Source organism: Roseivirga sp. E12 (genome assembly GCF_017592825.1).
In the GTDB taxonomy this organism is placed as follows: domain Bacteria; phylum Bacteroidota; class Bacteroidia; order Cytophagales; family Cyclobacteriaceae; genus Roseivirga.
Genome location: NZ_JAGFMD010000011.1, coordinates 46,861 through 67,497, shown reverse-complemented (window position 1 = coordinate 67,497; position 20,637 = coordinate 46,861). Strand labels below are relative to the sequence as shown.

The 20,637-nt window shown below is 39.6% G+C and carries 16 protein-coding genes; 12 read left to right on the top strand and 4 right to left on the bottom strand.

Going from position 1 to position 20,637, the window contains the following annotated elements; genetic code table 11:
* The first annotated feature begins 7 nt into the window (after positions 1-7).
* From J4E76_RS19460 to J4E76_RS19440, 5 genes are all read left to right on the top strand, one after another.
* Positions 8-1,360 (top strand): PAS domain-containing sensor histidine kinase, encoded by a 1,353-nt coding sequence (locus J4E76_RS19460; RefSeq protein WP_208506469.1) that lies wholly within the window; start codon positions 8-10, stop codon positions 1,358-1,360.
* Positions 1,361-1,423: 63 nt separating this feature from the next.
* Positions 1,424-2,662 carry a sodium:proton antiporter gene (locus tag J4E76_RS19455; protein ID WP_208506468.1) on the top strand — a complete coding sequence of 413 codons (1,239 nt, stop codon included), beginning with the start codon at positions 1,424-1,426 and terminating at the stop codon, positions 2,660-2,662.
* 62 nt (positions 2,663-2,724) lie between these two features.
* On the top strand, positions 2,725-3,471 hold the full coding sequence (locus J4E76_RS19450) for a YHYH protein (protein ID WP_208506467.1): 747 nt from the start codon (positions 2,725-2,727) through the stop codon (positions 3,469-3,471).
* 1 nt (position 3,472) lies between these two features.
* On the top strand, positions 3,473-4,072 hold the full coding sequence (locus J4E76_RS19445; protein WP_208506466.1) for a toxin-antitoxin system YwqK family antitoxin: 600 nt from the start codon (positions 3,473-3,475) through the stop codon (positions 4,070-4,072).
* Positions 4,038-4,682 (top strand): SCO family protein, encoded by a 645-nt coding sequence (locus tag J4E76_RS19440; protein WP_208506465.1) that lies wholly within the window; start codon positions 4,038-4,040, stop codon positions 4,680-4,682. Before J4E76_RS19445 ends, J4E76_RS19440 begins: the two co-directional genes overlap by 35 nt.
* Here J4E76_RS19440 and J4E76_RS19435 read toward each other — a convergent pair.
* Positions 4,679-5,122, bottom strand: a complete 444-nt coding sequence (locus J4E76_RS19435; RefSeq protein ID WP_208506464.1) for a hypothetical protein — start codon at positions 5,120-5,122, stop codon at positions 4,679-4,681. The genes J4E76_RS19440 and J4E76_RS19435 overlap by 4 nt on opposite strands.
* A 575-nt stretch (positions 5,123-5,697) precedes the next feature.
* Positions 5,698-9,600 carry a response regulator gene (locus tag J4E76_RS19430; protein ID WP_208506463.1) on the bottom strand — a complete coding sequence of 1,301 codons (3,903 nt, stop codon included), beginning with the start codon at positions 9,598-9,600 and terminating at the stop codon, positions 5,698-5,700.
* A gap of 283 nt (positions 9,601-9,883) precedes the next feature.
* Between J4E76_RS19430 and J4E76_RS19425 the strand changes: the two genes are divergently transcribed.
* The 3 genes from J4E76_RS19425 (at position 9,884) to J4E76_RS19415 (ending at position 13,416) form a co-directional block, all read left to right on the top strand.
* Positions 9,884-10,471 (top strand): TIGR00730 family Rossman fold protein, encoded by a 588-nt coding sequence (locus J4E76_RS19425; protein WP_208506462.1) that lies wholly within the window; start codon positions 9,884-9,886, stop codon positions 10,469-10,471.
* 91 nt (positions 10,472-10,562) lie between these two features.
* A complete protein-coding gene (locus tag J4E76_RS19420; RefSeq protein WP_208506461.1) occupies positions 10,563-13,034 on the top strand; it encodes a hybrid sensor histidine kinase/response regulator in 2,472 nt (823 codons plus the stop codon).
* Positions 13,027-13,416, top strand: coding sequence for a RidA family protein (locus J4E76_RS19415; protein WP_208506460.1), 390 nt, complete (start codon positions 13,027-13,029; stop codon positions 13,414-13,416). Before J4E76_RS19420 ends, J4E76_RS19415 begins: the two co-directional genes overlap by 8 nt.
* On the opposite strand, the gene J4E76_RS19410 is transcribed toward J4E76_RS19415, so the two are convergent.
* Positions 13,410-14,051: a CoA pyrophosphatase gene (locus tag J4E76_RS19410; protein ID WP_208506459.1), complete on the bottom strand. Its 642-nt coding sequence runs from the start codon at positions 14,049-14,051 to the stop codon at positions 13,410-13,412. The genes J4E76_RS19415 and J4E76_RS19410 overlap by 7 nt on opposite strands.
* A gap of 92 nt (positions 14,052-14,143) precedes the next feature.
* On the opposite strand from J4E76_RS19410, the gene J4E76_RS19405 reads away from it, so the two are divergent.
* The 3 genes from J4E76_RS19405 (at position 14,144) to J4E76_RS19395 (ending at position 16,577) form a co-directional block, all read left to right on the top strand.
* Positions 14,144-14,806, top strand: a complete 663-nt coding sequence (locus J4E76_RS19405; RefSeq protein WP_208506458.1) for a DUF4159 domain-containing protein — start codon at positions 14,144-14,146, stop codon at positions 14,804-14,806.
* 88 nt (positions 14,807-14,894) lie between these two features.
* On the top strand, positions 14,895-15,269 hold the full coding sequence (locus J4E76_RS19400) for a BlaI/MecI/CopY family transcriptional regulator (protein ID WP_208506457.1): 375 nt from the start codon (positions 14,895-14,897) through the stop codon (positions 15,267-15,269).
* A 6-nt stretch (positions 15,270-15,275) separates the two neighbouring features.
* Complete coding sequence (locus tag J4E76_RS19395; protein ID WP_208506456.1) at positions 15,276-16,577, top strand: M56 family metallopeptidase; 1,302 nt, start codon at positions 15,276-15,278, stop codon at positions 16,575-16,577.
* On the opposite strand, the gene J4E76_RS19390 is transcribed toward J4E76_RS19395, so the two are convergent.
* On the bottom strand, positions 16,574-17,020 hold the full coding sequence (locus J4E76_RS19390; protein WP_208506455.1) for a hypothetical protein: 447 nt from the start codon (positions 17,018-17,020) through the stop codon (positions 16,574-16,576). The genes J4E76_RS19395 and J4E76_RS19390 overlap by 4 nt on opposite strands.
* A 68-nt stretch (positions 17,021-17,088) precedes the next feature.
* Between J4E76_RS19390 and smc the strand changes: the two genes are divergently transcribed.
* Positions 17,089-20,622, top strand: a complete 3,534-nt coding sequence (smc, locus tag J4E76_RS19385; RefSeq protein ID WP_208506454.1) for a chromosome segregation protein SMC — start codon at positions 17,089-17,091, stop codon at positions 20,620-20,622.
* Positions 20,623-20,637: the final 15 nt, after the last annotated feature.

Sequence of the window (20,637 nt, the reverse complement as noted above, 5' to 3'; positions counted from 1 at the left end):
ACAGAACATGGTATCTAAGCGTTTCGCCTTTCTCGTTATTTTAAGAATAGTATTACTGATGCTTACCTTGACAGCATTAGCATTCATTTTCGCCAGAACAGAGTTATTCTTCAATCAGATAATATTGCTTGGAGTAATCATTCTACAAGTTTCAGAACTGATACGCTTTGTAACTCACACCAATCGCGAGTTAGCCAAGCTACTTCTTGCTATTCGTTATTCTGACTTTTCTATATCATTTAAGGGAAGTAAGAAAGGCAAGTCATTCAAGGAACTTCAGGAGGCGTTTGTCGAAATCATAGAGGCGTTCAAAAAAGTAAGTGTAGAAAAAGAAGCTCAATTCAAATTTCTACAAGTAATTGTAGATAACCTTAAGGTTGGCGTATTGGCCATTAAAGAAGACTATTCCATCGAACTGATGAACTCAGAAGCACAGAGTTTATTAAAAACCAGTACACCAAACTATTGGAAACAGTTACAACAGCTTCTTCCTCACTTCACACAAGAGATCACGGATATGGAAGACCGCGACAAGCGGCTTCTTGAGCTAAACATAAAAGGGGAAAAACTCCAGATTTCAACCCAAGTCAACAGGCTAAAAATTCTAAACTATCGCTATACAATTATCACCTTTCAGGACATCAAGTCAGAAATTGAACAAAAGGAAATTGAGGCATGGCACAAGTTGATCAGAATCTTGACCCATGAAATTATGAATTCTGTTACACCCGTTACTTCTCTGACAGAAACCATGTTGATGCTTTTGGAAGAGAATGGGAAACCATTATTGCTGGAAGAATTATCTGAAGAGACCTTGGAAGATCTTCGCTTTTCCATGAAGACGATTCAAAAGAGAAGTGAAGGACTATTACATTTTGTTGATGACTACCGAAGACTTACGCGTATCAAAGCGTTGGAACTTGAGGAGGTTAAGGTAAAAGGTATGCTCGATGAAATGGAGATGCTACTTAAAGCTGATGCCCAAAAAGAAAGCATCCAACTCAAAGTAAACGCACCAGAGTATTTATCCATAGCAATGGATAGAAAACTAATCGAACAAGTCTTAATCAATCTAATTACCAATGCACGGCACGCGCTAGAAGGGAACGAGCAAGGGGTAATCCAGATAAATGCTTATTCTGACCAAAACCATAAGGTTATTGAGGTTAAAGACAACGGCATGGGTATTGATACCGCAAAGATGGAGCAAATATTCATCCCCTTTTACTCCACTAAAGAGCAAGGTTCTGGTATTGGGCTAAGCCTTTCCAAGCAGATAATGAAAAAACATAAAGGGGACTTAAGTGTAAGATCAAGCCTAGGTGAAGGCTCAACTTTCTATCTTATCTTCAAATATTAACACTGACTTTCACTTATCACTTTGAGTAGATATTTTCGATACATAAAATTCTTAATCTAAGCAATGGACATCTTTACCATAATAACCATTCTAATAGTGCTCTCAGCACTATTTGCCTACATCAATACACGGTTCTTGAAGCTCCCATTTACCATTGGACTGATGATCATTGCTATATGCTTTACGCTAGTGATAATAGTGCTCGGTTACTTCGAACACTGGATATTAGAAGAAGCAAAGCTATTGATTGAATCCATAGACTTTAAAACGGTGCTCTTAGAGGTGATGCTTAGTTTTCTCCTTTTTGCTGGTGCCCTGCATACTAAACTAGATGAACTTGCCAAGCAGAAGGCTCCTATCATGATGTTTGCTACAATAGGTGTGCTCATGTCTACCTTTATTGTAGGTGGTATTTTCTACTTCATTGCTCAGGCCATAGGTCACGAGATACAATTTATCTATTGTTTACTCTTTGGAGCGTTAATTTCCCCTACCGACCCGATTGCAGTCCTAGGAATTTTAAAAGACGCCAAAGCACCAAAGAAACTAGAGATAAAAATTGTTGGCGAGTCGCTTTTCAATGATGGTGTTGGCGTAGTAATATTCCTAGTGATTTTGGCTATAGCTGAGAAAGGTATCGCCTCCGTAGAAGCAGAGGAAGTTGGCTTTCTGTTCTTTGAAGAAGTGTTTGGAGGCATTGCACTCGGTTTAGCTATGGGGTGGATTGGATTTCAGTTGATGAAGTCCATTGATCATTATGAAACTGAGGTAATGATCACTCTCGCATTGGTAATGGGTATCTATGCTATCGCTCATTCTATTCACTTCTCTGGCCCTTTAGCCGTGGTGGTAGCTGGTATATTCATTGGCAATAAATCACCACAGATCGCATGGTCAAAAACAACACACGCTTATGTGGACAAATTTTGGGAGCTCCTAGACGTACTCCTGAACGCCATCCTCTTTGTTCTAATTGGGTTTGAACTTCTGATTATTACCATTAACGGAGAGTATATAATGCTCGGGCTTTTGGCTATCCCAGTGACTCTATTAGCTAGATACATTGCCTTGGCCGGCCCTATTTTCATCTTTCGGAAAAAACTGGATTTTATCCCGAAAACGGATCTTATTATGACTTGGGGAGGGATCCGCGGAGGAATCAGCATTGCCCTAGCACTATCCCTTCAACCTGAAATGGAGAGAGAACTTTTCCTAACGGTCACCTACGTTATTGTCGTGTTCTCAATTATTTGCCAAGGCTTGACCATTGGTCCATTAGTGAGAAAAGTATTAGGGAAATAATTTTATTCTCGAGGCGCAAGTTATTCTGACTGTTCACATCTAATAAGGCAAACTAATTAGTCATGAAGAATAAAGTCCTCTTTTTTGCCCTACCATTTTTAATCTTTTCATGCGGAAACGATGATACCACTGTAGACGATAATGATGATGACATTACCACTGAAGTGCCTGAGCTCTTCCAGAGGTTCAGTGATAATGTTAGTGTTTCTGTAGATGGGGATTTTATTGTTATTGTAACTGATGATGTTCCTGATCATCCAAGCCCATATTTCGATACTGGAAATCCCTTACACGAAGCTTACAATGGTAATAATGCCAATTTCAACTTAAACCCAAATAGAATTTCTAGTCAGACCATCACTTTCAGAATTCCGATCAATCCTTCCGAGGCAGCTAACAAAGAGGCAACATCATTGGGTGCAATGGGTGTTTCGTTAAATGGTGTAGTTTTCTTTAATCAATATGCTGGGCCAAATAACCAGCCTCTGACTTCTGAAATTGACTCATTTGACCAATACTTGGGTCACCCTCAACAAACTGGTGTTTATCATTATCATCAAGAGCCAACTTACCTGACCTCCACTTTAGGATCCAACGCATTATTGGGTTGGTTACTCGATGGCTTCCCAGTTTATGGACCTGTTGAGGACGGTACTAGAGTCAACAACAGTGACCTTGATGACTATCACGGTCATGCCCACGTAACCACAGAATACCCTAATGGTATATATCATTATCACATCACAGATGCCGATCCATACATCAATGGCAATGGGTTCTATGGTGTAGCAGGCACTGTAAGTAATTAAATTGAAGAAACTGCCCTATATCATACTCATTGCTATCATGGCCTGTGATTCCTCTCCATTAAATGATGATGCAATAGTGATCATGGTTCCTAACCAAGAAGTAAGTTTAAAGCACCCTGATTTGACCAAGAAGGCCGCTGTTGTCTATTTTGATGACAGGCTGTATTCCGGCTATTTAACCAGTTACCATGAAGATGGTTCTATACAATCCAAAACTGGGTATTTAAATGGAAAGCTCGAAGGTGAATCCATTCAATATTATGCCAATAAACAATTACGTGAACAGAGGTTCTATTCAGAAAACAGAAAAACTGGAAAGCACATTGGCTTCTGGCCTAGTGGTCAACAAAAGTTCGAATATTACTTTGAAAGAGACTTACATATCGGTGAATTGAAGGAATGGTATGCCTCTGGACAGCCCTATCGCTTTTTTAACTATCAAAAAGGAAAAGAAGATGGCAGTCAAAAAATGTGGATGGAGGATGGAAAAATCAGAGCGAACTATGTTGTGAAAGATGGCCATCGCTATGGACTAATTGGTCTTAAAAATTGTAAATCTGTAACTGATGAAGAAGGTATTTACACTGCTATCGTTTATTAGTCTGCTCACTGCTTACTCATGCGGTAAAAGAGCATCACTTACACCACTTCCGTTTTACAATTCGGCAGAGTTTACTCCCAAATGGATCGAAAAATCAGACCCTAACTACACTCGAATACACTCAATAAGTCCCTTTAGTTTGAAAAATCAAGAGGGCCAATTGGTTGACAATTCTAGTCTTGAGGGTAGTATTTACGTAGCGGACTTTTTCTTTACTATTTGCCCGAGCATTTGCCCAAAGATGACTTCCAACCTGGCTAGAATTCAAGAGGCATTCAGTGAGGAACAAGTGAAGATCACTTCTTTTAGTATTATGCCTTGGGCTGATTCGGTTTCTGTACTTAAAAACTATGCAAGGGTAAAGGGTATTGACTCCAAGCAATGGCATTTATTAACCGGAGAAACTGAACAGATTTACGAATTGGCTAGAAGGTCATTTTTCGCAGAAAAAGAAATTGGTCTAAATAAGTCTACTGACGAATTCCTGCATACTGAAAACTTTGTCCTAGTTGACCAAAAAGGAAGAATACGGGGTGTCTATAATGGTACGCTCCCAATTGAAATGACAAGATTACAGAGAGATATTGAAACTCTACTTGCATTGGGCTAAAGAGCAACAAATAACCACTTCAGCGCTACCCCTAACCAAACGACCAATACGCCAAGTCTCGTGAGAATTTTTCGTTTTGTAAAAAACCAGAAAAAGGTAAAGCAAATCAGGTAGACCAAAGAAAAAGGGTACTTGGGGATATAAAAAGGAAACTCTACTAGATATAAAACCTGAAAGAAGGCTATCACACTGGCACAACCCAAAAAGAAAACATGATGAGCCCTTGTCAATCGCAACGAGTTCAATGACTCAATTGCAGCATAAAAAGAGAAAAAGATCAAGAAATAAATTGAATAAGGTCCAAGACCGAAATAAGGATCGTACTGAATAAGTGAACTCAATGCGATCAGAATCGTTGCGATCTTGGTCGTTCTTTTCTTTGCATTCTTCGACCAGCCCAGAGCAAAAAATGCAGCAATCACTGTAATTGCCAGTTCCATTCCATTCCTAAGATAACATAAAACCCCAACTTCTAAGAGTTTAGAATATCGGGGTTATATACCTGCGCACCGTCATTGACTGCGTCTCAATCATTGATAGAAGTATAGTATTAAATAAAAAAGGCATTAATAAGTGTACCAATTAGGATAAACCAAAAAACCACTTTCAAAAATCTAGCTACTTTCTTTCGCTTGTCAGTTATTAATACTTGTTCAATATCCATAATTGGTGTCTTTGGCTAAAAAGGCCCCGATTAATCGGGGCCCTTATTTTAGAAAGCAGTTTCTTGACTGACTACTGACTCAACCACTTTCTGACTACTAACTTGGGTGCTAGTGCGATTGAGATATTACATCGCATATCCCACTAAATCATCAACAATTCGTTGACTTTAAAGCACCTGGTATTCTATGTGTTTTGGTTAATCCTTCTCTCTACCCTAAAGCAAGATTTGGATTGGCCACAATTTGTAGAAAAAAGGTAGACAGCGCCCTACCCATAGCGGGTAGTTTTAATCAAAAACCGTATTTAAATAGTAAGAAAATGAATGTGAATAGCAATAAATTGCCTTTGACTACTTAATCGCTTCGAGTCTATCAACAACTTGCGATCGGCTGGCTACTCCCAATTTTGAGTAGAGATTTTTAACGTGATATTTCACCGTGTTGGTTGAGACAAACAGCTTTTCAGCTATCTCGGCATTTGTCAGTCTCTTAGCCAACAGTCTCATAACTTCAACTTCTCTTTCAGACAAATGGTAAGCATCGATTAGCTTAGAAACATTCTTGTTGTCAACGAGAGATGTTGACTCCACCATCATCTTAAATTCTCTGATCACTTTAATTCGATTTTCAAGAATATTCTTGATTCGAGCTAGGAATACAGCCGCGCTGAATGGTTTGGTAAGGTAATCATCAATACCAAGTGTCAATGCATATAAGCGATCTTCTTGATCTGCTCTGGCGGTAAGCATTACTATAGATATTTGATGGAGTTTTTCGTCTTTCTTTATAGCCTCTAACAATTCAAAACCATCCATTAGGGGCATCATCACATCAGAAATAATAATATCTACGGATTGCACCTTTAGAATCTCCAATGCCTCTATCCCATTTTGAGCTTGCAACACACTGAAGTATGGCGTCAAAGTCTTTGCAATAAATGCTCTCATTTCGGGATGATCCTCAGTGATGAGCAGCACTGGTTTGTCTATTGAAAACTTGACAGAGTAGTTTGCAATTGTCTCTCTTAGCGCAATATCTAATACCTCATTATCCGCTTTTGTCAAAGGGACTATGGTCTCTTCTTTAACCTCTTTCAAAGGGACTTCTATAGTAAAAACGCTTCCAATATTTAGTTGGCTCGATACCTTAAGGCTTCCCGACATCAGCTCCGTAAGTTCTTTGGCCAGTGCCAACCCAATGCCAGTTCCTCCTTCAGCTTTGTTTTCAGGTTTTTCAGATTGATAGTAACGGTCAAAAATATACTGTAGATCAACAGCATCGATCCCAACTCCATTATCAGTAATAATCAGTTGAATCTGTTCCTTGCTGTCCGAACTATACTGCACTTGAATTGCAATTTCATCTTTGGTGAACTTCAGTGCATTTGATATCAAGTTCCTAACTATCTTCCCGTATTTATTTTCATCAAGAAGGATGGTCAGATTTTCTTCAGGCCAATAGTCAAGCTTTAATTGAATCCCCTTTTCTTGTAAAGCGGAAGTATAGTTTGATAGAATGTCAGAAAGAAATTCTTTCAATTGAACTGGGTTTTCAACCAGTTTGAGTTTCCCAGCTTCGAGCTTGGCAAGGTCCAATATTTCTTCTACTAGTGAAAGTAGACTCACTCCATTGCGCTTCGCCACTTTTAGAGTTGTTCTAATCTCCTCGTCAGAGATTTTACCACTTTCAATCAGAGATTCCAGTGGCGCATTGATGAGCGTCAAAGGGGTTCTCAATTCATGAGATATATTAGCGAAGAACCGAGACTTTACCTTATCGAGCTCTCTGAGTCTATCGGCTTGCTGCTGGATTAAAGTCTTGTCTGCTTCTGCTTTTTCTTTCTGTGTACGTATCTCTTGAGTTCTTGCCAATATTGCCTCTTCCAATAGTTTCTTTTCATTCTCTAACCTCCTTGTATTGAGTTTAACAATAAGCCAGACTGAAAGTGCAACTAATATGGCATAGAGAATGTAGGCCCATATGGTCAGATACCAAGGTGTGTGAATTGAGAAGGTGTATTCTCCAATGTCACTCACATCGCCATATAAGTTCTTTGCCCTTACCTTAAATGTGTAAGTACCATGAGATAAATTCGTGTAATTTCTTGCCGCCTGGTCACTCCAAGGCGCCCAAGTATCTTCTGAACCTTCGAGGTAGCTTTGGAATTCTATTTCTTCTGACTTGTCATAATAAGTTGCAGAGTAATCGAAGTAAATCGCGTTCTCCTTGGGTCTCAATTCTATCGACTGATCTATATTTCCTCCTGCATAGATTAATGAATCATTTTTGTTCGAAACTCGAACCGATCGAACATAGGCTTTAAAAGCAGGTGGCCGATGTTCATAGCCTGACTTATAGTGTTTAATTCCCGTACCAGCAATCCAAACATCACTACCTCCTAAGCCCGAAACATATTCTGAATTGTGTCCGGCAATCCTTTGAAATGGCACCATAGTCAACTCATAATCATCACCTACCTTCCTAAGTAAAGATTTACCTCTAGGGTTAAGTGCGCCATAGACATCTCCATTCTTCATTTCAATCAACCGAAAGACATAATCTTCAGAAAGATGTTTGTTAAACTTCTCTACAGGCTCAAACCTATCAGCTACTATATTGTACTTGTACACCCCGGCTCCAGTGGCAAACAAGAGCCCTTGTTCATGTCTAAACACTCTATTTCTTGCGAGTTCTGGCAATCCCTCATTCGGACCATAAACTTTCACCGAAACAGCACTATCTCTTCTCTCATTAAGCTTTATTTTGAAAACACCAGTACCTGAATCGGTCATCCATATATCGCCATCCTCTGTCTGTTCAAGAAAGTCCATTTGTTTATTGAAACCTTTGATTCTTGAATCATAACTCCATCTACCTTCCTTTTTAATAAACCTATGGAGATACCCCTCTATACTACCAATAATCATTTCATCCCCACCTTGCATTGCAACCGCTGCCCACATTCTCTCACCGTTATCAAGAAGAGTTCTTAGACCATTTTCAGTTATTTGAATGAAGCCGTTATTTCCTGCAGAAAAGAAGTCCCCACCCTGCTTCACAGTCATCCAAACTCTTTCTCTATTTTCTGAAATAGGTTTGAATGGTTTGTATTTAGGTCTTGTGCTTTGCCATGGGTCAGATTCACTCTTAATCACCACTCCTGTGGCGGTGGACACATATGTCTTATTGTTCCAATTTTGAAAATAAAGCACATAGCCATTTACCCCATGCCTATCATCTATAGTAGTAAATGGAGAGTTTAATATCACCTGACTGATTGAACCATCTTGAGCAATCCAAAGATTCTGGTCTTTGTCAAAGAACAGATCTTGAACGACTCCATTGCTCCCCACTCCCATCTCTTTATCGAGCTTCTGAACCAATTGACCTGTTGAATCTATAATTACTGTTCCACCTGTGGTTGTACCCAAGGCAAAGTATTGGTCTTGGATATTGGTTGCGGCAAATCCTTTATGCTGATTCAAAAAACCCGATACTTCAGTGTCCCATGACTGCATTTTCTTGAAATCATATTTCCACAAACCACTAGACCTAGAAATCAAAAGAAGTTCGTCCTTGGAAAATCTCAGAATCTCTTCAACTATGTTTTGTTTCAAGAATTCTGTACCGGGAAGCAGTGTAAAATCGTCACCATCAAGTCGTAAAAGGCCCCTATCATAATCTACAATGTAGTATTGGTTGTCAACAACATCCCCTCTTCCAAAACTGCCACTTGCGGAAACCACCCTTGTGGTATCGGTTATGATATCATATATCAGCAACTGTTCTTTTGCCCTAAAGATTAGCTCATCGCCCAAGGCATCCACTGAACGAATGTCCCCAAAACCAGTAAAATCTTTTGATATTTTTGGCTCAAGTGATTCGAATTGAAGCTGCCCTACAGAATCAGGGACATAACGACCCATAATGCTCTTTGCCGATCCATAGACTAGATTGTCACTTCCGATGGCCACTCCCTTAAATGCATCATCCGTTACCCGACCGTCAACTGACCATGACTTTCCATCAAACTCAATAACTCCAGTAACATTTGCTATATATAGGAACCCTTCTTTTGATTGGACAATCTTATAGTTCTGTTCATGTGCCCCATATTCGGTAGGTAAATAATTTTTTACAAAGGGAGTACCAATCTCTTTAATCACCAAGGGAGTCTCCTGTGCTCTGAGATTAAAAACAATAGACAGGAACATAAGTACAGCCGGTGCGACTGCTCCGCTGATTTTTAACATCAAATCACGCATTTTGGTGTATCAATAGGGTTTAGAAACCAGCTATTCGGTTAACAAGATAGTTCGTATAAGTAGGAGTACAAAAAATGAGTTCCGACATATATTTTTTGTGAGGATTCTAATAAAAAGACTTCATAGACATCTTATCATTGGTATCTGACTCAATATTCACCCAACGAAAGCTAATTCAATCGATACCGCTTTTTTTAAATAGTCCTTTCCAAAAAGTATTCTTTTTTTGCTTAGCTTGATTTAAGAAACCAAGGTCTTGGACCCTTCCTAAATGCAAAAAATCAAGAAAGTTTGTATCTACTGCGCTTCTAGCGATAAAATCGATGAGAAATACTTCGAAGCTACTAGAGAACTTGCCAGAGCCTTAGTCAAGAACAATACCACCGTTGTATATGGAGGTGGAGCCAGAGGGCTGATGGGTACACTTGCTGATACGGTCATAGAGGAGAAAGGCAGAATAATTGGAATTATGCCTCATTTCATGAAGGAGGTGGAGTTCCACCATAAAGATGTCAATGAATTCATTTTCACCGCTGATATGCACGAAAGGAAAAAACAGTTTATGGTGGGTGTAGATGCCTTAATCACACTACCGGGTGGCTGTGGCACCTTTGAGGAACTGATGGAAGCCATTACACTAAAAAGACTCGGCATATTCACAAAACCAATCATTATACTCAACCTTGACGGTTACTATGACCCACTCTTAAATATGTTGGACAATGCTATTGAAGAAGGATTCTTAAGTGAAAATCACAGACCTATATGGACCGTATTTACTGATCCTGGCAAAGTCCTTGAAGCCATTCAACAGAGCGCACCTTGGTCAAAGGATGCAATTAAATTTGCACAAGTTTGATTGGAGTTCTGCAACACCGTTCAAATCAATTCGCTGCAATGGTTTGCTTAAAGCTTAAAAATGCTGAAATTCCATTTTGAATAGTGCCCTAATGCACAAGATTAGTCTCTTACTTTTCATACTACTCAGCCTTAATAGCTATGCACAAAGGAATACTTTTCCGAATGCTCATTCTGTCTATTCTGCCGAGGAAGATATCATTGAAACAGATGAAATTTTCGTGTATCGAGATGACGACAATAGATTAATCATCGATGACATACGTCAACTACAAAGGAATGACTTTCTACGCCTAGAGGACATTTCCATTTTCAGTGAAGAAGCCACTTATTGGATCTACTTTCAGCTTAACAACCGAACAGGTCAGGACTTTGAGTTCGTTCTTCATGGAGGAAGAAATGGCAAAGAGACTTATTACTTGGTTGAAGGCGAAGAAACTACTGTCAGGAAAACTGGATATCATTTCCCTACAAATGAGAGGAACATACGACAAGGATATCAAACCCGTATCAACCTGTCACTTCCAGCAAGTGAAACAATTCATGTTTATGCCAAAATTGAAAGTACGGACGGCAACCCTATAGACATAAAGGCTTCACTTGTGCTTGGTGACATTTGGACGAACAGGCTTGAAAACATGAACTTGTTTGAGGGAATATTTTCAGGGATCCTTTTCGTAGTCATTATACTAGCATTCTTCATCTATGGATTTACACGAGAGCGCGTCTTCCTATTTTTTGCTTTTTACGCACTATCAAATCTGGTCTATTTCCTCCATATGCATGGGATTATCGAACTCTATGTGTTAACAAACCTTATTGACCCGATACCATCTCTGTGGGCGCTACCACTTTTGAGCGCAGCTGCTTATTTCACTTTTTCCCGATATTTTTTAGAAACTCACATTGACCAGCCAAAGTGGGATAAAACACTAATCGTTTTGTCTTACTTTTCTTTGATCATGTTTCTTGGCTTGTCCACTTATCTCTTTTTGACAGGCAACATGTACTTAGGTATGGCGGCCATGCATCTCACTGTGTTGGTACTTGTTGGCTTTGCTTTAGTGCTAATCGTCCATGCTGCTCGGACTAACAATATTATTGCGAAGTATTTTGCCTATGGCTCAATGTTCTTCATAGCTAGCGTACTAATAGTGGTATTGGGTCAACTATTGGAACCTTCAAATGATTTACCTACCCTCGTACAGGCGGGTATCATAGTTGAAATCGTAGTCTTTAGTCTGGGCATTAGCCATAAACTCAAGCGTCAATTTGAAGATCATGACATTACACAGAGGTCGCTAATCTTACAACTCAGAAAAAACGAGAGACTTCAACTAGACATCAATCAGGAACTTGAAGAGATCGTTGCTGATAGAACTCAACAGATTAAGAAACAAAACCAAGCACTCAAAGAAGCTCGTCAAGAAGCTGAAAAGGCTACAAAGGATAAATCTGATTTCCTAGCGGTTATGAGTCACGAAATCAGAACACCACTCAATGCCATCATCAGTTTGTCTCACATCATGGAGATAGATAACAAGGACAAAGAGATGAAGGAATACATAGATGCGCTGAAGTTCTCTGCTGAAGGCCTTCATTCATTGATCAATGACATATTAGATTACAATAAGATTGAAGCGGGTAAGCTAAGGCTTGAATCAACAGAATTTTCACTTATTGATTTGCTGAGAAACCTTGCAGAAAGTTTTAAATATAAAGCGAACAACAAGGGAATTGAGATGAGAATAGAAATCGGAGAGCACCTCCCCGATCGTCTGTCAGGTGATCCAACCAGGCTAACTCAAATACTCAACAACCTTATTAGCAATGCCATTAAATTCACCCATGAAGGACACATTCACATTAAAGCAGTCTTAGCAGGCATTAAGGATGAAACTGCCAAAGTGGCCTTCAGCGTTTCTGATACAGGCATTGGAATTCCTGAAGACAAGCTACAAGCTATCTTTGAAGAGTACGAACAAGCCAGTGAGGAGACGACAAGGGAATATGGAGGCACAGGGCTTGGTCTTTCTATTGTGCAGAAACTGCTCAACTTAATGGGTAGTAAAATCAAATTAAAGAGTGTAGAAGACAGAGGTACCACCTTCTCATTTGAAATAGACTTCAAAATCGATCCAGAATTTGATATGGTCGACTTGCAACAGCAAGACCGAGATAAGGATTTGAATCAGAAGAAAATTCTTGTTGTTGATGACAATGACATGAACAGACTCGTACTTAAGCGTCTCTTTCAGATTTGGAATGCTTCTTTTGACGAAGCAGATAATGGATATGACGCACTCGATAAAATTCAGGAAACTGAATACGATGTAGTTCTCATGGACATTGAAATGAAGCCAATCAATGGATTTGATACAACGAATCAACTCCGCAAAATGCGACCTGATGGTTCTCCTACAGTGGTTGCCATGAGCGCACACAATGCTTCTGAGTTTGAAATTGAATTGAAACAATTCGGCTTTGTTGACTTCGTACACAAACCCTTTGACCCCGAAGACCTTTTCCAAAAACTAAGTCTTTATACAAATAAAAATGAGTAATCGAACGAACTATTCATCAGGCAGCCCATGGGAAGACATTGTGGGTTATTCGAGAGCCGTTAAAGTCGGTAATACTATTGAGGTAACAGGTACGGTTGCCGATCATGAAGGTCAATTGTTAGGCGGTAATGACCCATATCTCCAGACAAAATATTCTCTGGACAAAATCAAGGCGACTCTTGAAAGTGCCGGAGCGTCCATAGAAGATGTAGTAAGAACAAGAATGTTTGTCACCAACATAGACGATTGGGAGGCCATTGGGAAAGCTCACCAAGAAGTGTTTGGCGAAATAAAACCTTGTACCACAATGGTGGAAGTATCCAGGCTAATTGATGATAAGTATCTTGTAGAGATTGAAGCTACGGCTATTATCAATCAATAAAATTCTTCAATCACGTGAACCAGCTCGCTTAAAATCATTGCGGTTGCACCCCAAACCACCTCTCCTTCTACATCGAAATAGGGTGACTCGATAGTATATGGTGGGAAATGCATGGTCTTGGTACTTCGCCTGCTTAAATCTCTGAGCTCTCTAATAGAAGGTGTTAACACCCTCGTTACCTCACGTGCATCAGGAATTAAGTTGGGTGGTGACCGAAGGACTCCTACGGTCGGAAAAACCTTGAAATTACTTGCAATAATAAAGAGTTCCGAAAGCTGACCTATAACCTCTATCGACTCATTCGCAACCCCTATCTCTTCCTGAGTTTCACGCAATGCTGTATGGACAATATCACGATCCGTCTGCTCAACTTTACCACCGGGTAAGCTGACCTGTCCACTATGGGCTCCGGTGTAAACAGGTCTTTTTGTTAAAGGAATATAGATATCTCCATTCTTTGGGTAAAGTAAAACCATAACACCACCTGGCCTAGCAGGATTATTCGGATCTTCTTGGAATCGCCTTTCACTGATTGGCCTGGGGGCCATAGTTTCCTGAGCACTCCTGCCTGGGAGAGGTTCAGTCAGCCTTTTTGCAAGACTATCTACAAACTGATCAAACGAATTGAGTATCACTTGACAAAAATGTGTTTTATTACTGAGAATTAAATTATAAACTTCAAAGACGAATAATCGTTCCAACTATTAAGTTTCATAACCGAAAATCAATGTCAAAGAAGTTTGTACTCTCATTGTTAATGCTCTGTCTATCACTAACGCTTTTTGCACAAAAGGAGCAGTTGAAAATGGCTAAACTCAAGTATAGTGGTGGTGGTGATTGGTATGCCAACAAAACCGCCTTACCTAACTTGGCGAAATTCTGCAATGAGAACCTCAGAACATCATTTGACACCCAGGACGCTATTGTTGAGGCCGGGAGTCCTGAAATATTCGAGTATGCCTATATCTATATGACAGGCCATGGCAATGTTGTTTTTAGCAGCAGTGAGGCTGAAAACATTCGTAATTACCTAATCGCTGGTGGTTTTTTACACATAGATGATAACTACGGGCTTGATCCTTATGTAAGGTTGGAAGTGAAGAAAATTTTCCCTGAGCTGGAATTCGTCCAACTACCCTTCGATCACCCCATTTATAACCAGAAATTCAAGTTCGAAAAAGGGCTTCCAAAAATTCATGAACATGATAACAAGCCTCCGCAAGGTTTTGGCCTGATTTATGAAGGGAGACTTGTATGTTTTTATTCTTATGAGTCAGACCTTGGAAATGGTTGGGAAGACAGGAGAATACACAACGACCCTGAAGAAGTAAGACTAAAAGCATTGCGTATGGGAGCGAATATTATTTCATTCGCACTGACCCAATACTAGACTAACCAAAGATAATAAAAACTAACAGGTTAGTTTGAAAACTAGTTGGATAGTTGTATAATTGATCGATAGTATCAAAAGAATAGTTATGAAGGAATTGACAAAGGCAGAGGAACAGGTAATGCAAATTCTATGGCAAATCGAAAAAGGGTTTGTCAAAGACGTTTTAGCAAAAATGTCTGAACCAAAGCCAGCATACAATACCGTATCTACAATCATCAGAATTCTTGAGAAAAAGGGGTTTGTCGGATATAAAGCCTATGGAAAGACGCATGAGTACTTCCCTATTATTGACAAGACCACCTATAGCAATTTTTACCTTAAGAATTTCATCGGTGGATATTTTGGAGGATCATTCCAAAAACTGGTTTCATTTTTTGCCAAAGAAAACGATATGGACATTAATGATTTCGAATCATTAATGCAGCATGTTGAAGATAACTTGAAAGACAAGGATGAATAAGGACTAATGGGAAAGCATCCAACCATAGAATTATTAGAAGGGCTAAATGACGCACTCATTTATGCACTTGAATCGGCTACATGCTTAGCTATTTTGTACTTAGCTTATTACTTTCTGTTAAGAAGAGAAAAGAGCTTTCAGTACAACAGATTCTATTTATTGGCTGCAATACTTTTCTCAGTCACCTTTCCCCTATTGGAAATTGACTACAATCCAGCAAATACCCCGGCAGTTCTAAATTCAATACATCAAGTAGGTAATGAGGTGGGTAGTGAACCTATCATTGAAGCCGATAAAGCTTACTCATATACAATTACAGCACAGTCTGAACGACCATTCTTACTCTGGTGGGAAGCACTTCTAGTACTTTATGTGGGGGGTGTAACAATCGGTCTGGCAAAATTACTTTTACAAATCAGATCTTTCAAAGAAATCATCTGGTTTAAAAGACATAGAACTCGGTACAAAGTCAAGGGAGATTATTTCCTCGTAAAGACTGATGGTTCTATGCCAACCTTCTCATTCTTCAAATACTTGTTTTGGGATAATACTATCGCATTGACCAATGAAGAAAAACAACAAGTAATGGATCATGAAATGGTGCACATCAAGGAGAAGCATTCTTATGACATCATGTTCATCGAGTTATTAAAAGTACTCTTCTGGTTTAATCCTTTTATGTACTTGTACAAACTATTGTTAGAAGAAAGTCACGAGTACTTGGCAGATAGAAAAGTAGCCTTACAAACTGGAAAAGACGTTTACAGTAGACTCTTAGTTAAAACTGTATTCCGAAAAATGGGACTTGAATATGGTAGCTACTTTGGGAAAAACCAGACTGTAAAACGTGTTCAAATGTTGGCCAAGAACAAGAAGGTCAATTTCTTAAGGCTTCTTATTCCATTACCACTTATTGCTCTATTGTTCTTTATATTCTCATTTGAAGCGGCCATACCAGAAGGATTGACCATTAATGGTTACCAAATAGAAAACAACACTTTTGGCGCATCAGATGTAGTACCTGCCCCATTGAAAGGTGCAAAAGACTGGGAAGAGTTTATTGAAGACAACATTACGCATCCGGGTAGCACAGTTGCTACCCAACATGATGGAGAAGTTGAAGTGCGCTTCACGGTGAATAGAAAAGGGTTGATTGAAAACCTTCGCTTTACTGAGGGACTTGGGACAGATTATGAACGCCAAGTCATTAATGCCCTAGCACGAGGTGGCAAGTGGAGTCCTGGAATTAAGAATGGAGAAGCACAGGATACTGACATTGTACTTCCGATTCAATTGAAAAGATCTTAATACTTTCTACTGAATACTTCTGAGGCAACAAAGGCTCTTTTCGCATCATCAAGGCTAGAAAACATTTCTCTATAATCTTCTTGATCTTCCACGCTGTCAAGTTCGTACTCTTTAAATGATACCAATGGTTGGTTCTCCTTCTTTGTCAAAACCTCAGTCACAGGTTTAGGATTCTCATATACATTAGTCGGTGGAGTTACTATTGGAGCAATTGGTTCTGGCTGAGGTTCCGGTTGTACCGTCTTTTGACCAGTGAACTCTTCTAATAATTCCTCAAATGAAGGCTTTCTTGATACTGGTGGTGGACCGACAGTTTCGGGGTTTGAGGTTCTCCCTCTTTGTGGCTGATTTTTGTCTCGTTGGTTTTTCTTTTTAACACCTGAAAAAATAAAATATATAATTCCAAGAATGAGATAAAGAGCAGTGCTAAAGTCGAAGTCCATGACACTAGCAAATCTAAGAATTAATTCTAATTTTGCTAGCTATACCTACTTTTTACGGATTCTAGTTAATGCAACTTACCAAACTTGAAATAAAGGGATTTAAGAGCTTCGGAGACAAAGTTGTTATCAATTTCGATGAGGGTATTACGGGCATTGTAGGACCAAATGGATGTGGGAAATCCAATGTGGTCGACTCCATTCGTTGGGTACTTGGCGAGCAAAAAACTAGGATGCTCCGTTCTGAAAAGATGGAGAATATCATCTTCAATGGTACCAAGAAAAGAAAGCCCACTCAACTAGCCGAAGTTTCTCTTTCGTTCAAAAACACAAAAAACCTATTACCCACAGAGTACACTGAAGTCACTATTACAAGAAGGTACTATCGCTCGGGTGAAAGTGAGTACTTATTGAATGGGGTAAGTTGTAGACTCAAGGACATCAACAATCTCTTTATGGATACCGGTATAGCCTCTAATAGCTATGCCATCATAGAGTTGAAAATGGTGGACAACCTTCTCAATGATAAAGATGATTCCAGACGTGACTTATTTGAAGAAGCTGCAGGTATTTCCAAGTTCAAGAAGCGGAAGAAAGAAACCCTTAGAAAACTAAAAGACACCGATGACGACCTCGATCGGGTCGAAGATTTGCTCTTCGAAATAGAGAAGAACCTTAAGTCGCTCGAAAAACAGGCTCGTCAGGCCGAGAGATATTACAAACTCAAGGAAGAATACAAGGTAGACAGTATTCAACTTGCTAGAAGAGCCGTTTCAGAAAAAACAGACAGCTTCAAGAAACTAGAAGCTGAGATAAAGCAAGAAAGCGACCGTAAGATTGAGATCGGTCAAATGGTTGCTAATCAAGAGGCAAATATTGAAAAAGGAAAAACAGGCCTTATCACTAAGGAAAAGTTACTCGCCTCTCGCCAAAGAACACTTAACGAACACGTTAATAAAATCAGGCAGTTCGAAAGTGATAGAAAGATCAAGAATGAACGTCTTACTTTTTTAGAGGATAAAAGTGACAACCTTAGGGAACAAATAGAATCCGATCGTAAGAGCAATGAAAGGGCAGCTTTTAGCCTCGAAAGCTTAAGGAAAGAACTAGATGAGGCAGAGAAAGACCTTAAGAACATTACAAATGAGGTTGGTTCATTAGAAAAAATATTTCAGGAGCAAAAGGCTATTTCTCAAGGTTCTCAAGATGAGTACGAAGAGAAAAGAAGGACTTTTGCTGATAAACGAGAACGCCTTTATAATCTCAAAAAGGATATTGAGATAAAGGAGATTCAGCTTGATACGCTAAAGGCAGAGTTTGCCAAAACTGAGTCAGACACTTCTGAGCAATCTGAGACACTTGCACAGTTTGACGAAAAGCTTTCAAGCCTCCAGAAGGATTTCGATGAAAAAAAGAAACTTCTAGATGACAGAAAAACTGCTGAGGAAAAACACTCAAAAGCAGTTCAACAGACCTCTGAGACTATCGACCTCATAAGAGAGGAACTGACCACCGTTAGTAGAAGTCTGGACTCAAAAAAGAACGAATACAACCTTACAAAATCTCTTGTTGAGAACTTGGAAGGATTTCCGGAAGCCATCAAGTTCTTGAAAAAGAAGGCCAACTGGAATAAATCTGCTCCGCTCCTTTCCGATATCATTACTTGTGACGAAAAGTATCGTGTCACTATCGAGAACTATCTCGAGACATATATGAACTATTATATAGTTGATACTGAACGCCAGGCATTCGAAGCAGTGAATATCCTGAGTGATGCTTCAAAAGGAAAGGCAAACTTCTTTGTACTGGATGCCTTCGATCATTATGAAGCCAAAGAGTCGAAGCTATTTGAAAATGCTATTCATGCTACTGAAATAGTTGAATACGAGCCTAAGTACAAGAAACTGATCGGCTTCATTTTGGAGAATGTATTTATCGTCAATGGCGGCCCCGGGGACATCCCGGTAGATGACTCAGCAATATTTATTACTGAAAGTGGGCAATACACCAAACGTAAATTCAGTGTATCAGGCGGATCAGTTGGTTTATTTGAAGGTAAGCGTATAGGACGTGCGAAAAACCTTGAAAAGCTCGAAAAGGGCATTAAGTCCCTGGAGACCAAGTCTGTCGACATTAAGGAAAAGCTTGAGCATCGCCAACAAGAATTAGCTCGATTAAAATCAGACACCTTTAAGTCTGAAATCGATCAACTGCAGACGGATTTCAATCGTGTCAATGAAGAGTTGATCTCTATTAAGACCAAGAAAGAGCAACTGGGGCAAATGCTTTCCAGCAGAGCCAATCGCAAAGAGGACATTGTTGCCAATATTGATAAAATCAGTGCCTCACTCGATCAGCTTAAGCCAACTGTGTTAGAGGAAGAAACGGCCTTTACTGAAGTTCAAGGCATTATTGGATCCCTAGAAGAGAAGGCAAAGACTGAGTCACAGAAGCTTGCAGAAAAGTCTCAGGTTTTCAATGAGAGAAATATACTTTTCCACCAAAAGCAAAATCGAGTTAGCTCTGTCAACCAAGAAATTGGCTTTAAGCAGACCGCCTTTGAAGGAAGCAAACAGCGCATAGAAAAAAACCAACTCGAACTCGGCAACAATGAAGCTGAGATCAAACGTCTAATTGCCAATACCGAATCAAATGAAGATGAACTCATCGAAATGTATGATGAGAAGGAGTCTATCGAAAAAGGAGTAAACGAGGCGGAAAAAGACTATTATGCTCAGCGAGGTGACATAGATGTCTCTGACAAAACTCTTCGCGAACTTCAACGCAAGCGCGAGCATTCTGATACGCTCATGATGGAGCTTCAAAATAGACTCAACGAAACAAAGTTAGAATTGAGCTCTGTTAAGGAACGACTTTCAGTAGAGTTCAATGTAGACCTTGATCAATTGCTTCTAAGTGAAGAAGAGGTTCCTCAGGAGAAACCTCTTGAAGAACTAGAAAGAAACGTGCTTAAACTACGCGAGCGTCTTGAAAATATGGGGCCAATCAACCCAATGGCCATGGAAGCTTATGACGAGATCAAAGAGCGACACACATTCATTACTGAGCAGCGCGATGACTTGGTTGCTGCCAAAGACTCTCTACTTGAAACTATCAGTGAAATTGATACCGTAGCCAAAGAGACTTTCCTCGAAGCTTTCGACAACATTAAAGGAAATTTCATTAAAGTGTTTCGATCATTGTTCACGGATGAAGATGATTGTGATTTAAAGCTTGTTGATCCGGACAATCCATTGGAATCGGCTATTGAGATCATGGCTAAGCCAAAAGGTAAACGTCCGTTGACTATCAACCAGCTCTCTGGTGGAGAGAAAACACTGACGGCCACTTCCCTCCTTTTTGCAATCTACCTGCTCAAGCCTGCACCATTCTGTATTTTTGATGAAGTAGATGCTCCGCTAGATGATGCCAATATTGACAAGTTCAACAACATCATTAAAAAATTCTCTGGGGAGTCACAATTCATTATTGTGACGCATAATAAGCGCACAATGGCCTCAACAGACATTATCTACGGAATCACCATGATAGAACAAGGTGTTTCCAGAGTAGTACCAGTTGACTTAAGAGAGTTAGCTGACTAAATTTAGTCAAAGACC

Bases quoted from the DNA above. Each gene is read 5' to 3' on its own strand.
- J4E76_RS19440 (WP_208506465.1), top strand. From the start codon at position 4,038: ATGAAGAAGGTATTTACACTGCTATCGTTTATTAGTCTGCTCACTGCT.
- J4E76_RS19395 (WP_208506456.1), top strand. From the start codon at position 15,276: ATGGGAAAGCATCCAACCATAGAATTATTAGAAGGGCTAAATGACGCA.
- J4E76_RS19430 (WP_208506463.1), bottom strand. From the start codon at position 9,600: ATGTTAAAAATCAGCGGAGCAGTCGCACCGGCTGTACTTATGTTCCTG.
- smc (WP_208506454.1), top strand. From the start codon at position 17,089: ATGCAACTTACCAAACTTGAAATAAAGGGATTTAAGAGCTTCGGAGAC.
- J4E76_RS19455 (WP_208506468.1), top strand. From the start codon at position 1,424: ATGGACATCTTTACCATAATAACCATTCTAATAGTGCTCTCAGCACTA.
- J4E76_RS19435 (WP_208506464.1), bottom strand. From the start codon at position 5,122: ATGGAACTGGCAATTACAGTGATTGCTGCATTTTTTGCTCTGGGCTGG.
- J4E76_RS19405 (WP_208506458.1), top strand. From the start codon at position 14,144: ATGTCAAAGAAGTTTGTACTCTCATTGTTAATGCTCTGTCTATCACTA.
- J4E76_RS19420 (WP_208506461.1), top strand. From the start codon at position 10,563: ATGCACAAGATTAGTCTCTTACTTTTCATACTACTCAGCCTTAATAGC.
- J4E76_RS19400 (WP_208506457.1), top strand. From the start codon at position 14,895: ATGAAGGAATTGACAAAGGCAGAGGAACAGGTAATGCAAATTCTATGG.
- J4E76_RS19460 (WP_208506469.1), top strand. From the start codon at position 8: ATGGTATCTAAGCGTTTCGCCTTTCTCGTTATTTTAAGAATAGTATTA.
- J4E76_RS19425 (WP_208506462.1), top strand. From the start codon at position 9,884: ATGCAAAAAATCAAGAAAGTTTGTATCTACTGCGCTTCTAGCGATAAA.
- J4E76_RS19450 (WP_208506467.1), top strand. From the start codon at position 2,725: ATGAAGAATAAAGTCCTCTTTTTTGCCCTACCATTTTTAATCTTTTCA.
- J4E76_RS19390 (WP_208506455.1), bottom strand. From the start codon at position 17,020: ATGGACTTCGACTTTAGCACTGCTCTTTATCTCATTCTTGGAATTATA.
- J4E76_RS19415 (WP_208506460.1), top strand. From the start codon at position 13,027: ATGAGTAATCGAACGAACTATTCATCAGGCAGCCCATGGGAAGACATT.